General features: G+C 72.9%; 18 protein-coding genes and 1 pseudogene. 8 read left to right on the plus strand and 11 right to left on the minus strand.

Features of this window, described 5'->3' with window-relative positions; all coding sequences use genetic code 11:
• Nucleotides 1-44: 44 nt before the first annotated feature.
• From ACFV7Q_RS16995 to ACFV7Q_RS17015, 5 genes are all read right to left on the minus strand, one after another.
• Nucleotides 45-2,270, minus strand: a complete 2,226-nt coding sequence (locus tag ACFV7Q_RS16995) for an NADP-dependent isocitrate dehydrogenase (RefSeq protein ID WP_385429091.1) — start codon at nt 2,268-2,270, stop codon at nt 45-47.
• A 221-nt stretch (nt 2,271-2,491) separates the two neighbouring features.
• Entirely contained in the window at nt 2,492-2,845 is a 354-nt protein-coding gene (locus ACFV7Q_RS17000; protein ID WP_385429093.1) for a DUF805 domain-containing protein, read from the minus strand.
• 387 nt (nt 2,846-3,232) lie between these two features.
• Nucleotides 3,233-4,315, minus strand: coding sequence for a magnesium/cobalt transporter CorA (gene corA, locus ACFV7Q_RS17005; protein WP_385429095.1), 1,083 nt, complete (start codon nt 4,313-4,315; stop codon nt 3,233-3,235).
• A gap of 72 nt (nt 4,316-4,387) precedes the next feature.
• Complete coding sequence (locus ACFV7Q_RS17010) at nt 4,388-4,780, minus strand: molybdopterin-binding protein (protein WP_385429097.1); 393 nt, start codon at nt 4,778-4,780, stop codon at nt 4,388-4,390.
• Between the two features lie 9 nt (nt 4,781-4,789).
• Entirely contained in the window at nt 4,790-5,752 is a 963-nt protein-coding gene (locus tag ACFV7Q_RS17015) for a LysR family transcriptional regulator ArgP (RefSeq protein WP_385429099.1), read from the minus strand.
• A gap of 69 nt (nt 5,753-5,821) precedes the next feature.
• Here ACFV7Q_RS17015 and ACFV7Q_RS17020 point away from each other — a divergent pair, with 69 nt between their 5' ends.
• The 3 genes from ACFV7Q_RS17020 to ACFV7Q_RS17030 all read left to right on the plus strand — a co-directional run bounded on the left by ACFV7Q_RS17020 (nt 5,822) and on the right by ACFV7Q_RS17030 (nt 9,453).
• Complete coding sequence (locus tag ACFV7Q_RS17020; RefSeq protein ID WP_385429100.1) at nt 5,822-6,445, plus strand: LysE/ArgO family amino acid transporter; 624 nt, start codon at nt 5,822-5,824, stop codon at nt 6,443-6,445.
• Nucleotides 6,446-6,543: 98 nt separating this feature from the next.
• A complete protein-coding gene (locus tag ACFV7Q_RS17025; protein WP_385429102.1) occupies nt 6,544-7,665 on the plus strand; it encodes an NUDIX domain-containing protein in 1,122 nt (373 codons plus the stop codon).
• A gap of 234 nt (nt 7,666-7,899) precedes the next feature.
• Complete coding sequence (locus ACFV7Q_RS17030) at nt 7,900-9,453, plus strand: DHA2 family efflux MFS transporter permease subunit (protein WP_385429104.1); 1,554 nt, start codon at nt 7,900-7,902, stop codon at nt 9,451-9,453.
• Here ACFV7Q_RS17030 and ACFV7Q_RS17035 read toward each other — a convergent pair.
• From ACFV7Q_RS17035 to ACFV7Q_RS17050, 4 genes are all read right to left on the minus strand, one after another.
• Nucleotides 9,442-10,434 carry a hypothetical protein gene (locus tag ACFV7Q_RS17035; RefSeq protein WP_385429106.1) on the minus strand — a complete coding sequence of 331 codons (993 nt, stop codon included), beginning with the start codon at nt 10,432-10,434 and terminating at the stop codon, nt 9,442-9,444. The genes ACFV7Q_RS17030 and ACFV7Q_RS17035 overlap by 12 nt on opposite strands.
• A 93-nt stretch (nt 10,435-10,527) precedes the next feature.
• Nucleotides 10,528-11,064, minus strand: coding sequence for a cupin domain-containing protein (locus ACFV7Q_RS17040; RefSeq protein WP_385429108.1), 537 nt, complete (start codon nt 11,062-11,064; stop codon nt 10,528-10,530).
• Nucleotides 11,061-12,278 carry a cytochrome P450 gene (locus ACFV7Q_RS17045; protein ID WP_385429109.1) on the minus strand — a complete coding sequence of 406 codons (1,218 nt, stop codon included), beginning with the start codon at nt 12,276-12,278 and terminating at the stop codon, nt 11,061-11,063. Before ACFV7Q_RS17045 ends, ACFV7Q_RS17040 begins: the two co-directional genes overlap by 4 nt.
• Nucleotides 12,279-12,306: 28 nt before the next feature.
• Nucleotides 12,307-13,356: a type III polyketide synthase gene (locus tag ACFV7Q_RS17050; RefSeq protein WP_385429111.1), complete on the minus strand. Its 1,050-nt coding sequence runs from the start codon at nt 13,354-13,356 to the stop codon at nt 12,307-12,309.
• Nucleotides 13,357-13,579: 223 nt separating this feature from the next.
• Here ACFV7Q_RS17050 and ACFV7Q_RS17055 point away from each other — a divergent pair, with 223 nt between their 5' ends.
• Nucleotides 13,580-14,824 carry a cytochrome P450 gene (locus ACFV7Q_RS17055; RefSeq protein ID WP_385429112.1) on the plus strand — a complete coding sequence of 415 codons (1,245 nt, stop codon included), beginning with the start codon at nt 13,580-13,582 and terminating at the stop codon, nt 14,822-14,824.
• Nucleotides 14,821-15,045 carry an acyl-CoA carboxylase subunit epsilon gene (locus tag ACFV7Q_RS17060; protein ID WP_385429114.1) on the plus strand — a complete coding sequence of 75 codons (225 nt, stop codon included), beginning with the start codon at nt 14,821-14,823 and terminating at the stop codon, nt 15,043-15,045. The genes ACFV7Q_RS17055 and ACFV7Q_RS17060 overlap by 4 nt, the downstream gene beginning before the upstream one ends.
• Nucleotides 15,046-15,093: 48 nt before the next feature.
• On the opposite strand, the gene ACFV7Q_RS17065 is transcribed toward ACFV7Q_RS17060, so the two are convergent.
• A complete protein-coding gene (locus ACFV7Q_RS17065; protein ID WP_385429116.1) occupies nt 15,094-16,941 on the minus strand; it encodes a VanW family protein in 1,848 nt (615 codons plus the stop codon).
• Nucleotides 16,942-17,249: 308 nt separating this feature from the next.
• Here ACFV7Q_RS17065 and ACFV7Q_RS17070 point away from each other — a divergent pair, with 308 nt between their 5' ends.
• Together ACFV7Q_RS17070 and ACFV7Q_RS17075 are read left to right on the plus strand one after the other, a co-directional pair.
• Nucleotides 17,250-17,981, plus strand: a complete 732-nt coding sequence (locus ACFV7Q_RS17070) for a YitT family protein (RefSeq protein ID WP_385429118.1) — start codon at nt 17,250-17,252, stop codon at nt 17,979-17,981.
• Nucleotides 17,982-18,143: 162 nt separating this feature from the next.
• The gene (locus tag ACFV7Q_RS17075; RefSeq protein WP_385429119.1) at nt 18,144-18,692 is read left to right on the plus strand and encodes a hypothetical protein; all 549 of its coding nucleotides are present in this window, start codon (nt 18,144-18,146) and stop codon (nt 18,690-18,692) included.
• A gap of 3 nt (nt 18,693-18,695) precedes the next feature.
• Here the strand turns inward: ACFV7Q_RS17075 and ACFV7Q_RS17080 are convergent, their stop codons facing one another.
• Entirely contained in the window at nt 18,696-19,334 is a 639-nt protein-coding gene (locus ACFV7Q_RS17080) for a TetR/AcrR family transcriptional regulator (protein ID WP_385429121.1), read from the minus strand.
• Between the two features lie 96 nt (nt 19,335-19,430).
• On the opposite strand from ACFV7Q_RS17080, the pseudogene ACFV7Q_RS17085 reads away from it, so the two are divergent.
• Nucleotides 19,431-20,488, plus strand: a pseudogene (locus ACFV7Q_RS17085) (aldo/keto reductase).
• Nucleotides 20,489-20,506: the final 18 nt, after the last annotated feature.

Here is a 20,506-nt window from a genome sequence, read left to right on the forward strand (position 1 = left end):
CCCGTGGATGACCTGCGGAGGCCTCAGAGCGAGGCCCGGGGACTTCAGGCCAGGGTCGCGAGCGCCTGGTTGAAGGTCGCCGACGGCCGCATGACGGCAGCGGCCTTCGCCGGGTCGGGCTGGTAGTAGCCGCCGATCTCGGCCGGGGAGCCCTGGACGGCGATCAGCTCGCCGACGATGGTCTGCTCGGCCTCGGTCAGCGTCTTGGCGAGCGGGCCGAAGGCGGTCGCCAGCGCCGCGTCGTCGGTCTGCTTGGCCAGCTCCTGCGCCCAGTACAGGGCCAGGTAGAAGTGGCTGCCGCGGTTGTCGATGCCGCCGACGCGACGGGTCGGCGACTTGTCCTCGTTGAGGAAGGTGCCGGTGGCGCGGTCGAGGGTGTCGGCCAGCACCTGGGCGCGGGCGTTGCCGGTGGTGGTGGCGAGGTGCTCGAAGGAGGCGGCCAGCGCGAAGAACTCGCCGAGCGAGTCCCAGCGCAGGTAGTTCTCCTTGACCAGCTGCTGGACGTGCTTCGGGGCGGAGCCGCCGGCGCCCGTCTCGAACAGGCCGCCGCCCGCCATCAGCGGGACGACCGACAGCATCTTGGCGCTGGTGCCCAGCTCCAGGATCGGGAACAGGTCGGTCAGGTAGTCACGCAGGACGTTGCCGGTCACCGAGATGGTGTCCTCGCCGCGGCGGATGCGCTCCAGGGAGAACTTGGTGGCCTCGACCGGGGACAGGACCTTGATCTCCAGGCCCTCGGTGTCGTGCTGCGGCAGGTACGCGTTGACCTTCTCGATCAGCTGCGCGTCGTGGGCGCGGGTGGAGTCCAGCCAGAAGACGGCCGGGGCGCCGGTGGCGCGGGCGCGGGTGACGGCCAGCTTGACCCAGTCCTGGATCGGGGCGTCCTTGGTCTGGCAGGCGCGGAAGATGTCGCCCTCGGACACCTCCTGCTCCAGGACGACGTTGCCGGCGGCGTCGACGAGGCGGACGGTGCCGGCCGCGGCGATCTCGAAGGTCTTGTCGTGGGAGCCGTACTCCTCGGCCTTCTGCGCCATGAGGCCGACGTTCGGGACGGAGCCCATGGTGGCCGGGTCGAAGGCGCCGTGCGCCCTGCAGTCCTCGATGACGGCCTGGTAGACGCCGGAGTAGCTGCTGTCCGGGAGGACGGCGAGGGTGTCGGCCTCCTGACCGTCCGGGCCCCACATGTGGCCGGAGGTGCGGATCATGGCCGGCATCGAGGCGTCGACGATGACGTCGGACGGGACGTGCAGGTTGGTGATGCCCTTGTCCGAGTCGACCATGGCCAGGGCCGGGCCCTCGGCGAGCTCGGCGTCGAAGGAGGCCTTGATCTCGGCGCCCAGGCCGTGCGGGACGGAGTCCAGGCCGTTCAGGATGGCGCCGAGGCCGTCGTTCGGGGACAGGCCGGCGGCGGTCAGGACCTCGCCGTACTTGGCGAAGGTCTGCGGGAAGAAGGCGCGGACGACGTGGCCGAAGACGATCGGGTCGGAGACCTTCATCATCGTGGCCTTGAGGTGTACGGAGAACAGCACGCCCTCGGCCTTGGCGCGGGCGACCTGCTCCGAGAGGAAGGTGCGCAGGGCGGCGACGCGCATGACGGAGGCGTCGACGACCTCGCCGGCCAGGACCGGGACGGAGTCGCGCAGGACGGTGACGGCGCCGTCGGCGGCGACGTGCTCGATGCGGAGCGTGCCGTTCTCGGCGACGGTGGCGGACTTCTCGGTGGAGCGGAAGTCGTTCTCACCCATGGTGGCCACGTTGGTCTTGGACTCGGCGGTCCAGGCGCCCATGCGGTGCGGGTGGGTCTTGGCGTAGTTCTTGACCGAGCCGGGGGCGCGGCGGTCGGAGTTGCCCTCGCGCAGGACCGGGTTCACCGCGGAGCCCTTGATCTTGTCGTAGCGGGCGCGGATCTCGCGCTCCTCGTCGGTCTTCGGGTCGTCCGGGTAGTCCGGGAGCGCGTAGCCCTGGCCCTGGAGCTCGGCGATCGCGGCCTTCAGCTGCGGGATCGAGGCCGAGATGTTGGGCAGCTTGATGATGTTGGCTTCCGGCGTCTTCGCCAGCTCGCCGAGCTCGGCGAGGGCGTCGGCGATGCGCTGGCCCTCCTCCAGGTGCTCGGGGAAGGAGGCGATGATGCGACCGGCCAGGGAGATGTCACGGGTCTCGACATTCACACCGGCCGTCGACGCGTAGGCCTGGATCACAGGCAGGAAGGAATACGTCGCGAGGGCCGGGGCCTCGTCAGTGTGCGTGTAGATGATGGTCGAGTCAGTCACCGGATGCTCCGCTCCACAGTCTGCGTCTCACGTCTGCAAGATTGCTCGACATCAAGATATCTCGTGATCGGGCCCGGTAGGACAGCCCCCTGCCGGAAGGGGGACGAGACACGTGTCACCCGGGTGACGTCCCCGGAAACGGCGGAACGCCGCCCGCGGCCGTTTCCGGCCGGGGCGGCGCTCCCGTGCTGCGGCGCGCGTGGCGCGCGCATCCGGCCCGATCAGGCCTGGACGGCCTTGGGGCTCGGGCCGTACTGGTTCGGCTGCGGGTGGCCCTCGGAGGCCATGAGGACGAGCAGCCAGATGCCGCCGACCAGCGGCACGAAGGCGATGAACATCCACCAGCCGGACTTGCCGGTGTCGTGCAGGCGGCGGACGGCGACCCCCAGACCCGGGAGGAGGACGGCGAGCGCGTAGATGAGGTAGAGCAGCGGGTAGGTGCCGATCGCGCTGTCGAGCACCGCGACGACGATCAGCGCGAGCACGTTGAAGAGGGTGAACATCCAGTACTCCTGCCGGCGGGCGCGGCCGGAGAAGACGGCGTACTTCTTCAGAACGTCGGTGTAGTGGTGCATGAGTCCCCCCAGAGGACGGATCGACGGCCCGTCCTGTTGGAGCAAGCCGGGGCAGAACTTATGCCCCGCTTACATCGCGGTCAAGCCACTTGTAGAGCGGGCGGAATGAGGGATTCCGATGCCGCGGGCTACCAATTCCAGCCCTCCCGAGGGCCACTTGGAACGCACCGGCGATCCCAGGTCACACGGGGTGACGAAACGCCGGTGGAACAACGCGCGCGATGGGGCACGCGTGCCGATTTGCCCCCTTCGCCGGCTGCCGGGCCCGCGGCCGCCGAGGGCCCGGCAACGGGCGGATCGCAGCCCTCCGTTGCCCACATCGTTACGCCACCGCGACCTCGCAGGGCCGGGCGGACCGGTGCCGCGCCGAGGGCCCGCGACGCCCGGTCAGAGCCAGCCGTTGCGGCGGAATCCGCGGTGGATGAGGAAGCACGCGAGGACCATCACGCCGAGGACCGCCGGATACCCGTACGTCCAGTGCAGTTCGGGCATGTGGTCGAAGTTCATGCCGTAGACCCCGCAGACCATGGTCGGCACGGCGACGATGGCCGCCCACGCCGTGATCTTCCGCATGTCCTCGTTCTGGGCCACCGTCACCTGGGCGAGATGGGCCTGGAGGATGGAGTCGAGCAGGGCGTCGTACCCGTTGATCTGGTCGGTCGCGCGCGTCAGGTGGTCGGCGACGTCCCGGAAGTACGCGCGCACCTCCACCGGAACGGCCCCTATCGGCTGGGTGGCCAGCTGCTCCAGCGGACGGGCCAGCGGGGCCCCCGCCCGGCGCAGCTCCAGCAGTTCGCGCTTGAGCTGGTAGATGCGGCCCGCGTCGCCCCGACCTCCGTTCTCGCTGAACACGGCGGTCTCGACGGCGTCGATGTCGTTCTGCACGGCGTCCGTGACGGCCACGTAGTCGTCGACGACATGGTCGGCGATGGCGTGCAGAACGGAGGCCGGGCCCTTGGTCAGTTGCTCCGGAGCCGCTTCGAGGCTCTCGCGGACCGGGCCGAGCGTGCCGCGACCGCCGTGCCGGATGGTGATGACGAAGTCGTCCCCGGTGAAGGCCATCAGCTCGCCGGTCTCCACCACCTCGCTGGTCGCGGTGAGTTCCTCGTGTTCCACGTAGCGCACGGTTTTGAAGACGGCGAACAATATGTCGTCGTACCGCTCCACTTTGGGGCGCTGGTGCGCGTGCACGGCGTCCTCGACGGCGAGCGGGTGCAGTCCGAACAGCTCGGCCAGCCCGGCGAGCTCCTCCTGCGTCGGCTCGTGCAGGCCGATCCACACGAAGCCCTCGCCGCTCTTGCGGACCCGCCGCAGCGCCTCCTCGACCTCGGCGCAGCCGTCCTGCCGCACCCCGTCCTGGTAGACGATGCAGTTGACCACCGCGCTGCCGAGCGGGGAACGGGCCGGGTGGCTCAGGTCGACGGCCCGCCGGTAGCTGCGGCGCACCGCCCGGCGCAGGTTGCTGAACATGGACAACGGTGTACTCCCCTTCGGCGGATCAGCGGCCAGTCTGCCACTGCGGCCGGTCCTTCCCCCGCGGGGTCAGGCGCGGTCGACGAACACGCTCGTCGCCTTCACCCGGGCCACGGCCCGAGCTCCCACCTGCAGACCCAGCTCCTCGACCGCCTCCCGGGTCAGCAGCGACACGACCCGGTGCGGGCCGGCCTGGATCTCCACCTGGGCGTCCACCGTGCCGAGCTTCACCGCGGTGACGATGCCCGGGAAGGCGTTGCGCACCGAGGTGGACGGGGCCTCCTCGGCCTCGGCCGCCTCCTGCGCCACCTGGACGCAGAACGCCGCGAGATCGGGCCCGTCCACCATGCGCCGCGCGCCCTCCCGCCGGGTGGGGAACCGCTCGGCGTCGGCCCACCGCCGGGCCGTGTCGACGCTCACGCCGAGCAGCCGTGCTGCCTGGCCGATCGTGTAGGAGTCCATGACCGCAGCCTACGGGCCGGACGGGGCCTGCGGTGCCGTGCCGGGGAGGAGGTCCTCGGCCGCGGCGGCGGCGACCACGTCCGCCACCAACGACAGGGCGGGCGAATCCAGCTTCCACTGCTGCCAGTACAGCGGCACGTCCAGGGGGCGTCCCGGCACCAGCAGGACCAGCTCGCCGGACCGGAGCAGCGGCTCCGCCTGCGGCTGCGGCACCAGCCCCCAGCCCAGTCCGGCGGCGACCGCGTCGCGGAACCCCTCCGACGTGGGCACGTGGTGGCGCAGCGGGCCGGCCCCGGCGTCCCCGTCGCCCGTCAGCGAGCGCACGAAGACGTCCTGGAGCACGTCCCGCCGGTCGAAGACGATCACCGGTGCCCGGCGCAGCGCCCGCTCCAGGGCCAGCCGTTCGGCCCGCTCCCCCGCGCCGGCCCCGGCGAGGTGCCGGGCGGCGAAGGCGGGGCTCGCCACCGGCAGGTACCGCGCCAGGCCGAGCCGCCGTACGGTGCAGCCGGCCACCGGGTCGGGGGAGGAGGTGACGGCCGCCATGACCTGGCCCTCCCGCAGCAGTGCGGTGGTGTGCGACTCGTCCTCCCGGTGCAGTTCGAAGAGGACCGGCGGGTCCTGCGGGACGCGGGTCAGGGCGGGCAGGAACCAGGTGGCCAGGGAGTCCGCGTTGACGGCGATGGGCAGCCGCACCGGCCCGCCCTCGTCCTGGGCCATCCCGAGCTCGGCCCGGGCGTCGCGCTCCAGGCGGGCCAGCTGCCGGGCGAACCGGATGACGACCTGCCCGGACTCGGTCGCCCGGACCGGCTTGGTGCGCATGAGCAGCACCCGTCCGGTCCGCTGTTCGAGGGCCTTGACCCGCTGGCTGACCGCTGACGGGGTCACGTGCAGGGCGGCCGCGGCCGCGTCGAACGTGCCCTCGTCCACCACGGCGAGGAGGGTGCGCACCTGGTCCAGGGGAAGCTCGTCCATCACGAACGCTAAGGGTACGTAAAAATCTTTAGCTGTACTGCACACCACGTCGTTCATATGGTCGAACGCATGACACACGGCATCACCACGGCGGCTCTCGCCGGCTTCGGAACCGGACTCTCCCTCATCGTCGCCATCGGCGCCCAGAACGCCTTCGTCCTGCGACAGGGGGTGCGCCGCCACGCCGTCCTCGCCGTGGTCGCCATCTGCGCCCTCTCCGACGCCGCCCTGATCGCCCTCGGCGTCGCCGGGGTGGGCGCCTTCGTCACCGCCTGGCCCGCCGCGCTGACCGCGGTCGGCCTCGCCGGCGGCACCTTCCTGATCTGCTACGGGGTCATGGCGGCCCGCCGGGTGCTGCGGCCCGTCGCCGGCGCCGCCCTGGACACCGACGGGGCCACCGCAGCCTCCCGCCGCCGGGCCGTCCTCACCTGCCTGGCCATGACCTGGCTCAACCCGCACGTCTACCTGGACACCGTGCTGCTGCTCGGCTCCCTCGCCGCCGACCGCGGGGACCTGCGCTGGGCCTTCGGCATCGGGGCCGGGCTGGCCAGCCTGATCTGGTTCACCACCCTCGGCTACGGCGCCCGCCTGCTCAGCGGCCTGCTCTCGCGCCCGAGGGCGTGGCGGGTGCTGGACGGCCTCGTCGCGGCGACCATGGTCACCATGGGCGGGATGCTGGTGGCCCGCGCCTGACCGCCGCCACGCACCGGCCGGGAGCTCCGGGCCGGGCGTGGCCCGGCCGGGCGCGGGGTACGCACCCCCCTGCCTCCGCACCACCCCAGGAGCCCGCCGTGCCCGACACCCCGCCCGACCAGCCCTCCGGCCCGCCCTGCGGCCACCCGTCCGCCCGCCCCTCCCCCGAGCAGGTGCGCGCGTACTACGCGGCCCGGTCGGCCCCGCTCGTCGCCGCCACCGGCCTCGTCCTGGACGACACGGGGCGGGTCCTGGTCCTGACCCCCTCGTACAAGGCGGGCCGGGAGCTGCCGGGCGGCACCGTCGAGGGCACCGAGACCCCGGAGGAGGGGCTGGCCCGCGAGCTCAAGGAGGAACTGGACCTAAGCGTTCCGGTCGGTCGGCTGCTCGCCGTGGACTCGCGGACCCCCGGATCGCTCGGGCGCTCCCTCGTCGTGCACGTCCACCTCGTCGGGCCGCTCTCCCCCACGCAGGCCGCCGCGCTCCGCTTCCCCGACGGGGAGGTCGCCGCCGCCCACTGGCTCTCACCGGAGGAGGCGTACGCGGTGCTGCCCGCCCGGGTCGCGCCCCGGCTCCGCGCCGGGCTGGCCGCCCTGCGCGCCGGCTCGATCGCGCACCTCGTCGACGGCGTGCCCCAGCCGGGCTCGCCGGCCGGCCTGGCCCCGGAGCGGCGTACGGCGCTGGAGCACGCCGGCCTGTTCGACGCGGCGAGCCACCGCGCCGCCCGCCCCAAGGCACTGACCGCGGCGAGCATGCTGTGCACGGACGGGACGGGCGGCGTCCTGCTGGTGGAGCCCGCGTACGGCAGGCCGGGCCGGTGGCACCTGCCCGGCGGCGGGATCGACAGCGACCTCGGCGAGACCCCGCGCGCCGCGGCCCGGCGCGAGGCGCACGAGGAGCTCGGCCTCCAACTGGAGCCGGGCCGGCTGCTCGGCGTCAACTGGGCCCACAAGCCGGGCTACCCGGCCCGGATCCGCTTCCTCTACGACGGCGGCGTCCTGGACGCGGACGCCCTCGCCCGGATCCGGCTGGCCCCCGGCGAACTGCTGCGCTGGCGGACGGCTGCCCCCGGGGAGCTGCGCGGCCTGGTCAAGCCGAACCTGCGCCGCCAGATCGTGGCCTGCCTGAGGGCGCGCGCGGAGGGCACGGGCCCGCTGGAACTGCACGCCGGCCGCCCGGCCGGCGCCGGGGACGGCGCTGCGGCCGGCCGGGAGCGGTAGGGCCCTCTCCCGGCCGCCGGTGAGCGGACGGGGCCCGTGGGCCGCGAGCCCTGCGGGCGGCGGGCGGCGGGGAGCGGGGAGCGGGGAGCGGGTACCCCGCTGGTCCATCCGGGCGGCCCCGTGGCGTGGCGACGCGCGGGCGGCGGGCCCGTCTCACGCATCGTCGAAGCAGACAGTCCCCCCACGCCCACACGCTCTCGCCTGCGAGAACGCGCGGAACCCATGGAGTCCACCATGTCCGCAGAACCGACCGGCTCAGCCCCCGGCCCAGCCTCCACCCCCGGACCCGCCACCGGCACCGCCCCGGGCGGCGGCCCCGCCGGGGTCACCGCCCCGCCCGATCCGCGCCGCTGGTGGGTCCTCGCCGTCATCGGCCTGGCCCAGCTGATGGTCGTCCTCGACGCGACCATCGTGAACATCGCCCTCCCCTCCGTCCAGGCCGACCTGCAGTTCTCCGACCACCAGCGGCAGTGGGTGGTCACCTCGTACGCGATCGCGTTCGGCAGCCTCCTGCTGCTCGGCGGGCGCCTGGCCGACCGGATCGGCCGCCGTCGGGCGTTCCTCATCGGCCAGCTCGGCTTCGCCGCCGCCTCGGCCCTTGGCGGCGCGGCGGCCACCTTCGGCGTGCTCGTCACGGCCCGCACCCTGCAGGGCGTCTTCGCGGCCCTGCTGGCACCGGCCGCCCTCTCGCTGCTCACCACGACCTTCTCGGCGCCCGCCGAACGCGGCAAGGCGTTCGGCGTGTTCGGGGCGCTGGCCGCGTCCGGGGGTGCCGTGGGCCTGCTGCTCGGCGGGGTGCTCACCGAGCACCTGAGCTGGCGGTCGACCCTGTACGTGAACGTCCTGTTCGCGGCCGTCGCCGTCACCGGCGGTGTGCTGCTGCTGCGCCGGTCGGCGCCCGCCACCCCGCCCCGACTGGACCTGCCGGGCACGGTCCTGGCCTCGTCCGGGTTGTTCTGCCTGGTCTACGGGCTGGCCACGGCGGGCCCGCACGGCTGGCAGTCGTTGCGACCACTGGGCCTCCTGGCCACCGGTGCCACGCTGCTGGCCGCCTTCGCCTGGTGGCAGCGGCGCAGCACCCACCCGCTGCTGCCGCTGCGGATCGTCCTCGACCGGGTCCGGACGACCGCCCTCATGTCCGTGTTCATCACGGGGGTGGGCATGTTCGGGGTGTTCCTCTTCCTGACGTACTACCTCCAGCACATCCGCGGCTACGGCCCGGCCCACGCCGGCCTGGCCTTCATGCCGATGTCCGGGTGCACCATGCTCAGCGCGATCGGCAGCAACCTGGGGCTGCTCGGCAAGGTGGGGGGCCGCCCGCGCATCGTCACGGGCATGCTGCTCTCGGCGTGCGGGATGGCCTGGATGACGAACCTGTCGGCCTCGGGCCCGTACGCCGTCGAGGTGCTGCCCGGCCAAGTGGCGACCGGTCTGGGCATGGGGCTGATCACGGCGGCGGCCATGAACCTCGGCACGGCGGGCATCGACCCGCGGGACGCCGGGGTGGGCTCCGCGACGGTCAACGCCATGCGGCAGGTCGGCGGATCGGTCGGGACGGCCCTCATGAGCACCCTGGCCGCCGGCACCTTCGCCCGCGTCCTGGACGGCCGGCAGCCCGCGCCGGAACTGATGGCGCGGGCTGCCCTGGAGAGTTATCACACGGTGTTCACGGCCTCGGCGGCGATCTTCACCGCCGGGGCCGTGCTGACCCTGTACCTGCTGCCCGGCGGCCTGTCCATGGAGCGCGCGCACGGCGCTCCGGGCGGCCGCCGTCCCTCAGGGCCTTGAGCCCGAAGGGCTCGACGGACGCGCGGGCGCCGCCGGCTCGTGGGGGGACGAGGGGGAGGAGACGGACGGCGCCGAGGGGGCCTCGGGGGCCGCGGGCGCGGCAGGCTTGGCCGGGGCCGCCGGGTTCGCGGGCGCGGCCGGCGCCGAGGGGGCCGTCGGGGTCGCGGGCGCGGGGGTCACCGCACAGTTCGCGATCGAGCTGCGGACCCGCTCGCCGGTCGAGAAGTGCTTCATCTTGCAGGAGTTGGTCCCGAGGCCGCCGTCGACCTGGCCGTAGCCGGGGCCGATGGTCAGGACGGTGTCGTCCTGACCGCGGACCTTGTCGTTGCCCGGGCCGCCCTGGACGATGCCCGCGGACTCCGCGCCGACCGACTTGGGCTCGATGACGTCGTGCTCGCTGCCGCCGAGGATGCGGCCGCCGAGGTCGACGTTGCCCGTGCGGATGGTGTCGCTGCCGTCGTTGCCGAAGACCTGGCCGCCACCGCGCTGGTACTCGCCGGGCTCGCCGAGCACGCTGCCCGTGGTGATCTTGTCGGCGCCGTGGTCGCCGTAGACGGTGGCGCCGTGCGCGGCCGTGCCCACCACCAGCGCGGTGATGATGGTGTCGTCGCCCGCGCCGCCGCGGACGGACGAATTGCCGTTGCGCGGGTAGAGGTTGTTGACCTGGATCGTGTCGTCGCCCTCACCGCCGAGGACCTGGGAGTCGACGACCATGCCCTTGACGCGGATGTTGTCGTTGCCGCCCATTCCGTCGATGATGACGTTCTCGACGTCGTTCTCGCACAGGATCGTGTCGGCGCCCGACGTGCCCCTCACCACCGTCAGGCCGGACCGGGCCTCGACACCGTTGATGTAGCACCAGTAGGACGGCAGGGAATCGGCGGCTTGGGCGGCCGGGCCCGCCGCCAGCGCGGCAGCGGTGACGACCGTGCCGGCCAGGGCGTACGTGGCGGTGCGAAGTTTGCGGCGAGTGCGCAGCATCAATTCTCCCGAGCGTGGGGGTGGGTGGTGGTGAGTGTGGTGCGTACGTGACGCGTGGCGCGTCATGCGTGAGGGGTGCGGCGTGGGGGTCGGTCAGGGCAGCTCGTGCCGCAGCGGCGTGAGCTGTTCGATGTCGTAGCGGGCCCGCAGGTCGCTGATCGCGGCGGGATCCGGGGAGGCGCTCGCGTCGAGCAGGGCGAGGAGCTCCTCGAAGTACCGCTCGTGGTCGGGTGGCGGTGAGGCCTGGAAGAACATGCGGGCCGGTTGGCCGGTGGGGTTGGCGAAGGCGTGCGGACAGCCTGGCGGGACCACGATGACCGTTCCGGGCGTGGCCCGTACGACCTGGCGCCCGTCGAGCGATTCCCAGTGTCGCCAGTCGTCGCCGCTGCGCACGCGCGGCTCGAACGCCATGACGTCGAGTTCACCCTCCAGGACGTAGAACAGTTCTTCGCTGCGTACGTGCCGGTGGGCCCCGACGTCGAACCCGGGCGGGACGACGACCTCGAAACTGGAGGCCACCGTGGAGTGCTCCCCGGTGACCTTGAAGGTGACCTGCTGGGCCTCGGTGTGGAGGGTGCGGCCGTGGCCGGGTGGGACGAGCAGGCCGTCACGGACCACGTGTGCGGTCATGACCAGGTCACCGGCAGGCCTTCGGGGCCGCGGATCAGCGCCCCCGGCCGCCAGCGCAGTTCGTCGAGCGGGACGGTGAAGCGGATGTCCGGGAAGCGGTCGAGCAGGGCGTCGACGAGCAGCTCGGACTCCAGGCGGGCGAGCATCGCGCCGGGGCAGAAGTGGGGCCCGTACCCGAAGGAGACGTGGGGGTTGGGGCTGCGGTCCAGGTGGAGCTCGTGGGGGTCGGGGAAGACGTCCGGGTCGCGGTTGGCGGCCAGGTAGGAGACGTAGACGGCCTCGCCGGCGCGGATGAGGTGGCCGGCGACGGTGACGTCCTCCAGGGCGATCCGGGAGAGCCCCACCGCATTGCGGTGGGGGATGTAGCGCAGCAGCTCGTTCAGACCCGCCGGGCGCAGGGCGCGGTCGTCGCGGAGCTTCTGCATCAGGTCCTGCCGGGTGAGCAGGATGTAGACCATGTTGCCCACGTTGTTGGTGACGGCCTCGCCGCCGATCTGGATGAGCAGGCCGAGGCCGGTGGCCTCCTCCAGGGTGACCTCACCGTCCCGGACCGCCTGGTCGAGGAGTCCGATGACGCTGTCGTCGTGCGGCACGTCCCCGGAGCGCAGGCGGGCGGCCAGGTAGGCCAGCGCCTCGTCCTTGGCGCGCTCGCTGCGCTCGGCGCCCTGGGCCGAGGAGAGGATGAGCGTGGTCCACTCGTGGACCATGGGCCGGTCCTCCTCGGGTACGCCCATCAGCTCGCACACGACGGCGAGCGGGAACGGGGCGAGGAGGCGCTCGGTCAGGTCGGCGGGCGGCCCGTCCCGCAGGATCTGCTCGACGATGCCGTCGAGCATCTCCTGGGCGCGTCTGCGGAGCCGCTCGACCCCGGTGGTGGTGAACGCGGCCGCGACGGTGCGGCGCAGTCGGGTGTGGTCGGGCGGGTCCTCGAAGCCGACCGCGCCCGGTGCGGGGATGAAGTGCGGGGCCAGCCGGGTGACGTCGTGTTCGGCGACCAGCTTGCGGCTGAACCGGGGGTCGTTGGCCACCATCCGCACGTCGTCGTACCGGCAGACGAGCCAGGCCCAGCCGGACCCGTTGGGGAGGCGGATCCGGGTGACCGGGCCCGCCTCCATCAGACCGGCGAGGACGGGGTCGAAGTCGACCCCGTCCAGGGCCGGGGTGGGCCAGTGCGTGACGGGTGGCCGTGCGGTTGCGGGGCCGTCCTTCAGCATGGTTCGGATTCCTCCCTCACCCGGTTCCTCATTGCGAGGTCCAGCTGCCCAGTGAGATCTCTGCGGTGATGCCCGGGCCGAATCCGGCCAGCAGGCCCTTCGCGGCGTCGGCCGTGCCGTTCTCGTCGAAGAGTCGGCGCAGTGCGTCCAGGACGACGGCGCTGGCGATGTTGCCGTACTCGGTCAGTGTGGCCCGGCTGAAGCGGAATGCCTCGGGTGCCACACCGAGGTACTTGCTGAGGTCGTCCAGGATGCGCGGGCCGCCCGCGTGGATGATGTAGAAGTCCAGGGCTGCGGCGTCCCATCCGTGGGCCTTGGCCAGCTCCTTGAGGGACGGGGCGAGCGGCTCCATGGTGCCGGGTACCCGCCTGTCCAGCTTGAAGTGGAACCCGGTGGACTTGACGTCGTACATGATCCAGTCCTCGGTCCGGGGGATGATGTACGAGCTGTTGCGGTGGATCTTCATGCCGGTGCCGCCGCGGCCGCGGACGACCGCGGCGCCCACTCCGTCGCCGAAGAGGCCGTTGGAGAGCAGGTTGCCGACCTCCAGGTCGCTGGGCTGGTAGCACAGCGAGCAGAGCTCGCAGGAGACGATCAGGGCGTTCGCCTCCGGGTACGCGGTGCAGAAGTCGTGGGCCCGGTTGACCGCCGCCCCGCCCGCCGCACAGCCCAGCTGGGCGATGGGCAGCTGCCGGGTGTCCGTACGGAAGCCCATCTCGTTGATCATCCACGCGGTCAGCGAGGGCATCATGAAGCCCGTGCACGACACGTAGATGATCATGTCGATGTCCTTGGCACGCAGCTGCGCGTCCTCCAGCGCCTGCCGCACCACCGCGGGGACCCGGGCCTTCGCCTCGGATTCGTACACGGCGTTGCGCGATTCGAAACCGGGGTGCTTGAGGGTCTCCTCGATGGGCTGCACGATGTGCCGCTTCGCGACGCCGGTGTTCCGGATGAGGCGCAGGGCCAGCTCGAGCTGCGGATGGTCCGCGTGGACGGACCGGCACAGGTCGAGGGTCTGCTCCATCGTGATCACGTGCTCGGGCACGGACACCGTTGGCCTGCACAGAGTCGCCATGGGTGGCTCTCCTTTCGTGTCTGACACAGCCTCACGGACCCCGGGCCGATGCGCGCGCGGGACTACGGCGTTGGTGAGATGGGCCGAACCGGTGACGCTGCCGGGGGAAGGCAGCGGTGCGCGTGGCGAGCGGGAAGAGATGGACTGGCCGATATGCCCCCGAATGCCCCTTTTCGCGGGATCGTGCCGCGGGGGGTGCCATCCACGCAGGGAGATGTGAACGATGAGGTCAGACCCGCACACGGCCGTGGAGCCCGGCAAGGACCCGGGCACGGACGAGACGGTGCACTTCTGGAGCCTGGACGACTTCGAGGCCCTCGACTTCGACCCGTTCCTGCACGACCGGCTGAAGGAGAAACGGGCCGCCCGGATCCAGCTGCCTTTCGGCCAGGGCAGTGCATGGCTGATGTCCCGCTACAGCGACGTCAAGGCGGCCACGACCGACCCCCGCTTCAGCAGGGAGGAACTGGTCGACCGGTCGATCACCGCCTCCTCCCCGCACGCCATCGCCTCGCAGAAGGCGTCCCTCAACTACGCCGACCCCCCGCGCCTGAACAACATGCGCCGGGTGGTGGCGCGGGCCTTCACCGGCAAGGCGATGAACAAGCTGCGCCCGACGGTGCAGCACACCCTGGACGGCCTCCTCGACGCGATGGAGCGGCACGGCTCGCCGGCGGACCTCGTGGAGCACCTGCACGGCCCGCTCCCCCTCGCGGCCGTCGCCGACCTGCTCGGCATGCCGCAGGAGATGCGGGCGAACATGACCTCCTGGGCGAACGTGGCCATGACCCCGGGTCCGGCCCCCGCCCAGAGCATCGACGCCCTCAAGACGGTCCGCGAGACCGTCGTCGCCCTGCTCGACATGCGCCGCAAGAAGCACGGCGACGACCTCGCCGGAGTGCTCACCGCCGCCGCGAAGGCCGGCGAGATCACCGACGACGAGGCCGTCTCCCTGGCCACCGCCATCCTGGTAAGCGGTGCGCACGCGGTCCGCAACAACAGCGCCAACATGGTGTACGCCCTGCTCACCCATCCGCAGCACCTCGAACGGCTGCGTGCCGAGCGGCATCTGATCCCCCAGGCCGTCGACGAGCTGCTGCGCTTCATCCCGCACCGCAGCGGAGTGGGCCTGCCGCGGATCGCGATGCGGGACGTCGAGATCGCGGGAGTCACGATCAAGGCCGGCGAGGCGGTCTACTCCTCGTACCTGGCCGCCAACCGCGACCCCGAGGTCTTCCCGAACCCCGACACCCTGGACTTCGACCGGGGCCCGATCGCGCACATGGCCTTCGGCAACGGCCCGCACCACTGCGTCGGCTCGATGCTGGCCCGGATGGAGTCCGAGCTCATGCTGGCCACGCTGCTCGACCGCTACCCGCGGCTGGCCCTGGCCGTCCCGCCCGAGCAGGTCGAATGGCAGACCGGCGGGCTGATCCGCGGCCCCAAGTCCCTCCCGGTGTCCTGGTGATACGCCGGCACCGGATCAGGGTGGTCAAGGGCCGCCCCGACCACATAGAACTGGCGGCCCTCACGGCCGCCCTGATGGTCCTGGTGCGTACGGGCGCGACGGCCGTGCCGCACCACTCGACCCGGCGTCACCGCGCCCACTGGGACCGCAACCTGCCCTCCCTGACCGACCATCCCGTGCACTCCTGGCGCGCCCGCCCCCGCTCCCCGTTCATCCACTGAGGTGGCGGGGCCGGACGGGACGGCCGCCGGGGCCGGCGGCGTCCGCGCTCACGCGGACGCTGCCGTGGCCGCCGGGGTGGCGGGGGTCGCCGGAGAGACCGGGGTCGTGGGCGCCGCCGGGGCCGTGGGAGCCGCCGGGGAAGCCGGGGCCGTGGGAGCCGCCGGGGTCTGCGGGTCGCAGGTCACCTCGTCGCGCGGGATGTAGTGCGTCCGGTACGTCTCCCGCTTGACCTCCTGCCCGCCCCGGACGAAGACCCGGTCGACGGCCACGTCGAAGCCCTCCAGCGGGGTCTGCACCTCGCACTGCGGGCCCGAGGCCTCGATCTTCTTCGGCGGGGTGACGTTCGTCCGGGGACCCTTCACGGCTCGGACCTCGTCGTACGCCTTCGTGCCCAGCAGGCTGATGGTCACCGAGGAGTCCGTGGAGGTGGCCTTGACGTACACCGCGCTGCCGGAGTCGTTCTTCCAGCGCAGGTCGAGGGTTCCCCAGGCGACGGTGGCCTCGCGGCCCTCGGGATAGCGCTCGATGTAGAAGGAGTGCGCCCCGTGTTCCACCGGCTTCAGGCCGGCGAAGAACATGGCGTTGTACATGGTCGTCGCGACCGCCGAGACTCCGCCGCCGGGCGACTTCACGTACCGGCCGTCGTTGATCATGATGCCGTCGACGAAACCGTTCTCCTCGGTCCGCTCGCCGACCGTCTCGTTGAAGCTCCAGGTCTCGCCCGGCCGGACGACGGATCCGTTGATCAGCTCCACGGCGCGCCCGATGTTGGTGGTGCGGTAGGGGGAGGCGGGGAAGTTGACGGTGAAGGACGACAGCTGCTCCTTGATGCCGAGCTGCCGGGCCTTCTGGGCGGTGAGCCGCGGCGGGACGGCCGTCGTGGCGAGTTCCGCCGTGCGGGCGTCGCCCGTACGGGTCAGCAGGGGCAGGACGGCGTCCCCCAGGGCCTTCGCGGTGACCTGGACGCCGCTGCGCGCGTCCTCGGCGACCACCGCACGGCCGGCGGCGTCCACTTCGAGGGTGACCCCCCGCGAGGGCGTGGTGATCGCGGACACCTGACGGGCGACGGCCGGCTCGGCCAGCAGTCCCGCGGAGTCGAGCTTCGGGACGAGCTTGCCCGCGCCGTCGGCCTTGAGCGTCAGGTGCCGGCCGAGGACCTCCGGGGTGAGGACGATCCGCTCGTCGCCCACGGTGAGGGTGACGGGCCCGGACATCGCGGGCTCGGCGAACTCCGTCATGGCCCGCGCGGTCTCCTGCGTGTCGACAGCCGGCTGCTTGAGCTCCACCGGAAGGGCGGCGGGTCCGGCTTGCGGGCTCAGGTAGGCGGCGCGGACGACCTCGGCCGCCCGGTCGGCCCGTACGGTCACCCCGGTCGCGGGGGCGACGGACCGGGCCGTGCCGTCCTGGAAGGTGACGGCGCCTTCACGCGCCGGACTCCCCGCGGAATCGGCGAGCCGCTCGGCCGCCAGGGCCGGGTCGGCGGGGCCGTCGGTACGGATGACGGGTTCGACCTCGCGTTCCTCGGCCGGTGTGACCAGCCGCCCGATCACGGTGAACGGGTCGGAGCCGGACTGCGCGGCACGGTCGACGGTGGCCTCGGTGTCGAGGGACAGGCCGAAGGCGGCGGGGACGGCCTGCGCGGTGCTGCCGCCCGCCACCTTCAGCGTGATCGGTGCGGCTGCCGCCGGGCCCAGATCGCGGTCCAGGGCCGCCCGGGCCTCCGCACGGCTCATGCCGCCGATGTCGACGCCGCGCACGGTGGTGCCGTCGACGATGCTGTCGCCCGCCACTGCCAGGCCGGCGAGGTACAGGCCGCCGAAGCCGAGTACGACGGCGCCGCCCGCGAGGGGCAGGGCCGTACGCCAGTCGTTCAGCAGGCGGTGTGCTCGTCGCATGTCTCTCCCGTGGCGGCGTGTGCCGTGTGGCCGTGGTGGCCGTGCGGCTGCGGTGGCCGTGATCCGGCCGTGGCGATGTGGCGGCCGGCGACACCCGAGACGCGAACCATGCGCCGGACCGCCCTCCAGCATTCACCAATTCGGACGAAAGTGGCCAAAAATGTGCGTGTTGTCACGCGCGGCCCGTAGCGGACGGCCCGGCCGGACAGAAGTAGGGCCACTTACCGGGAATTGGCCCTGTGCTGCAGCCGAGCGGATGCCACACCGTGTGGTCCAGCGTTCTTTGGCTCTCATGGAAGGCACCACGCGTGTCCACCGTCCCACCCTCCGCACGCCCCGCCGGGCGCCTCCCCCGCCGGCTGCTCCAGCTCTACGCCGGCCTCGCCCTCTACGGTGCGAGCTCGGCGCTCCTGGTCCGCGCGGGGCTGGGACTCGGCCCCTGGGACGTCTTCCACCAGGGCCTCGCCGAGCACACCGGGTGGAGCATCGGCACCGTGTCCGTGGCCGTGGGAGCGCTGGTGCTGCTGCTGTGGTGGCCGCTGCGGCAGCGGCCCGGCCTGGGCACCGTGTCCAACGTGTTCGCGGTCGGGCTCTCCATGGACGCCGCGCTGGCGGTGGTGCCCGACGTGCGGGGCACCCTGGCCCAGGCGGGCGTGCTGGCCGCGGGCGTGGTCCTCAACGGCGCCGCCACCGGCCTGTACATCGCCGCCGCCTTCGGGCCGGGCCCGCGCGACGGACTCATGACGGGCCTGCACCGGCTGACGGGCCGGTCCCTGCGGCTGGTGCGCACCGGGATCGAGCTCATGGTGCTCACGGCCGGATTCCTCCTCGGCGGCAGCGTCGGCCCGGGCACCCTCGTGTACGCGCTGGCCATCGGCCCGCTCGCGCAGTTCTTCCTGCGGGTCTTCGCCGTGCCGGGGGCCGGCGGACGGGGTCAGTCGTCGTCCTCCCGCGCGACGTCGTCGACGGCCCGCCCGTCCCCGGCGGGTCCGGCGGCCGGTCCGAGCGGGACGCCGGCCACCCCGGCAAGGGCCCGGTGAGGCAGGTCGAGCACGACCTGCCGGCCCTTTGAGCCGCCCGTAGCGGACGTGCGACGGAACCGCGCGCGCCCCGAGCGCGTTCTCCTCCGTGTCCCCGGCTCCGCGCCACGGCGGTACGGCGCGGACCGGGCCCGGCGGCGTACGAAGGAACCAGGGGGGACCATGACCGGACTGCGGAACGGCGGGACGGAGCGCCGCGGGTTCCTCGCCCTGCTCGGCGGGGTCGTGCTGTCGGCCCTCGCCGGGACGGCCGGCTGCTCGGAGCTCCGACCGAACGAGGACCACCTCCGCGTCCGGACCGACGTCGAGCCGCTGCACGAGCGGTTCCCGGCGCTGGGCGAGCTCTCCGACCCGCACTGGCTCGGGTACGACGTCGACGAGGCGGGCAGGCGGCAGACCCTACCCGGACCGGATGCGCGGATCCGGCTGGTCGGGCTGGCGCGGATGGCTCCGGGGGCGGTGGCCGCCGTGCTGGGGGCGGCCACCGCCGGGGAGCGGTTCGAGCCCGTGGACCCGCCCGCCGACCTCCCCGCCCCGTTGGCGACGCACGTGCCCGACCGCGCGGGCTGGCGGGCGAGTACGGCGTACGACCTGCGGGTCCTCGCCCAGGCTCCGTCGCAGTCCGCGACCGGCGACCGGGCCGACGGCCGTTTCCTCCTCCACGAGGAGGACGACCTGGTCTGGTTCGACACCGTCTTCCTGTACACCTGACGGTCAGTCGTCCGCGGTCCCCGGTCCCGGCGTGGTGAAGACGCCCGCCCGGGCGGCTGCCGCGGCCGCGCGGGCGGCGCGTTCGGCCGCGGCGCCGTCCGGCGGCGTGCCGGTCGTCAGCAGCCGGTAGTACAGGGGAGCGGAGACGAGCCGGATGACCTCCTCCGCGTCCGTGCCCTGCGGCAGTTCGCCGCGGTCCACCGCCTGCCGGACGCACGGCGCCCACTCCGCGACGCGTACGGCGTAGAAGCGGTGCAGGGCGTCCGCGGCCCTCGGGTCGGTACCGGCGGCGGCGATCACGGCCCGGAACAGCGGGCCCTGGCGCGGGTCGGCCAGGGTACGGCGGACCAGGTCGGCATTGGCCAGCAGGTCGCCGTCGAGCGAGCCCGTCTCGGTGCGGGGCACGGACTGTTCGGCCATGTCGCCGAGCAGGTCCGCGAGGAGTCCGGAGGGCGTCCCCCACCTGCGGTAGACGGTGGTCTTGCCCACCTCCGCGCGACGGGCCACCTCCGCCAGGTCCAGCCGGTCGAAGCCCGCTTCGGCCAGCAGGTCACCGGCAGCGCGCAGGACCGCTGCCCGTACCCGGGCCGTGCGGCCGCCGGGCCGCAGGGTGCCCGGTTCTACGCCACCCTCATCCGTCATAACGGTTCTCCAGTTCCATTAGTTCGCTCCGACTGTTACGGTGGGGTCAGCTTAAAGGGTCTACAGTTCCGTTAATTCCTCCCGAGGGGGCTCGTCATGGAATACAGGCAGCTCGGCGCTTCCGGTCTCACCGTTCCCGTCCTGAGCTTCGGCGCCGGCACGTTCGGCGGCGAGGGCCCGCTCTTCGGAGCCTGGGGCTCCACCGACGCCCGCGAGGCGCGCCGCCTGGTCGACATCTGCATCGACGCCGGGATCACTCTCTTCGACACCGCAGACGTCTACTCCGCGGGCGCCTCGGAGTCCGTCCTCGGCGCGGCCGTGCGGGGTCGCCGCGACCGGGTGCTGCTGTCCACGAAGGCCGGCCTGCCCACGGGGGACGGCCCCGGAGACGCCGGGACCTCCCGCTCGCGCCTCATCCGGGCCACCGAGGACGCCCTGCGGCGCCTGGGCACCGACCACATCGACCTGTTCCAGCTGCACGCCTTCGACGCGACCACCCCGGTCGAGGAGGTGTTGTCCGCCCTCGACCAGCTCGTGCGCTCCGGGAAGATCCGCTACGTCGGCGTCTCCAACTTCGCGGGCTGGCAGCTGATGAAGTCCCTGGCCGCGGCCGACCGCCACGGCTTCCCCCGGTACGTCGCCCACCAGGTGTACTACTCCCTGATCGGCCGCGACTACGAGTGGGAGCTGCTGCCCCTCGGCCGGGACCAGGGCGTCGGCGCCCTCGTGTGGAGCCCGCTGGGCTGGGGCCGGCTGACCGGGAAGGTGCGCCGCGGCCGGCCGCTGCCCTCCGGGAGCCGGCTGCACGCAACGGCGGACTACGGCCCGCCGGTCGACGAGGAGCTGCTCCACGACGTCGTCGACGTGCTCGACGGGATAGCCCAGGAGACGGGCCGGACCGTACCCCAGGTCGCCCTCAACTGGCTGCTGGGCCGCCCCACCGTGTCCTCCGTGATCATCGGCGCCCGGAACGAGGAGCAGCTGCGCCAGAACATCGGGGCCGTCGGCTGGAGCCTGACGCCGGAACAGAGCGCCCGCCTCGACGCCGTCAGCCACCGCCCGGCGCCGTCCCCTACTTCCCGTACGAGCGCCAGGAGGGGTTCGCCCGGCTCAATCCCCCGCTGACGGCCCCGATCCCGGGCCGGGCCGCGTAGGGAATCCGGGCACGGGGA

This window comes from Streptomyces sp. NPDC059851 (assembly GCF_042732005.1).
Taxonomy (GTDB): domain Bacteria; phylum Actinomycetota; class Actinomycetes; order Streptomycetales; family Streptomycetaceae; genus Streptomyces.

Bases quoted from the DNA above. Each gene is read 5' to 3' on its own strand.
- ACFV7Q_RS17000 (WP_385429093.1), bottom strand. From the start codon at position 2,845: ATGCACCACTACACCGACGTTCTGAAGAAGTACGCCGTCTTCTCCGGC.
- corA (WP_385429095.1), bottom strand. From the start codon at position 4,315: ATGTTCAGCAACCTGCGCCGGGCGGTGCGCCGCAGCTACCGGCGGGCC.
- ACFV7Q_RS17010 (WP_385429097.1), bottom strand. From the start codon at position 4,780: ATGGACTCCTACACGATCGGCCAGGCAGCACGGCTGCTCGGCGTGAGC.
- ACFV7Q_RS17015 (WP_385429099.1), bottom strand. From the start codon at position 5,752: ATGGACGAGCTTCCCCTGGACCAGGTGCGCACCCTCCTCGCCGTGGTG.
- ACFV7Q_RS17020 (WP_385429100.1), top strand. From the start codon at position 5,822: ATGACACACGGCATCACCACGGCGGCTCTCGCCGGCTTCGGAACCGGA.
- ACFV7Q_RS17030 (WP_385429104.1), top strand. From the start codon at position 7,900: ATGTCCGCAGAACCGACCGGCTCAGCCCCCGGCCCAGCCTCCACCCCC.
- ACFV7Q_RS17035 (WP_385429106.1), bottom strand. From the start codon at position 10,434: ATGCTGCGCACTCGCCGCAAACTTCGCACCGCCACGTACGCCCTGGCC.
- ACFV7Q_RS17040 (WP_385429108.1), bottom strand. From the start codon at position 11,064: ATGACCGCACACGTGGTCCGTGACGGCCTGCTCGTCCCACCCGGCCAC.
- ACFV7Q_RS17045 (WP_385429109.1), bottom strand. From the start codon at position 12,278: ATGCTGAAGGACGGCCCCGCAACCGCACGGCCACCCGTCACGCACTGG.
- ACFV7Q_RS17050 (WP_385429111.1), bottom strand. From the start codon at position 13,356: ATGGCGACTCTGTGCAGGCCAACGGTGTCCGTGCCCGAGCACGTGATC.
- ACFV7Q_RS17055 (WP_385429112.1), top strand. From the start codon at position 13,580: ATGAGGTCAGACCCGCACACGGCCGTGGAGCCCGGCAAGGACCCGGGC.
- ACFV7Q_RS17065 (WP_385429116.1), bottom strand. From the start codon at position 16,941: ATGCGACGAGCACACCGCCTGCTGAACGACTGGCGTACGGCCCTGCCC.
- ACFV7Q_RS17075 (WP_385429119.1), top strand. From the start codon at position 18,144: ATGACCGGACTGCGGAACGGCGGGACGGAGCGCCGCGGGTTCCTCGCC.
- ACFV7Q_RS17080 (WP_385429121.1), bottom strand. From the start codon at position 19,334: ATGACGGATGAGGGTGGCGTAGAACCGGGCACCCTGCGGCCCGGCGGC.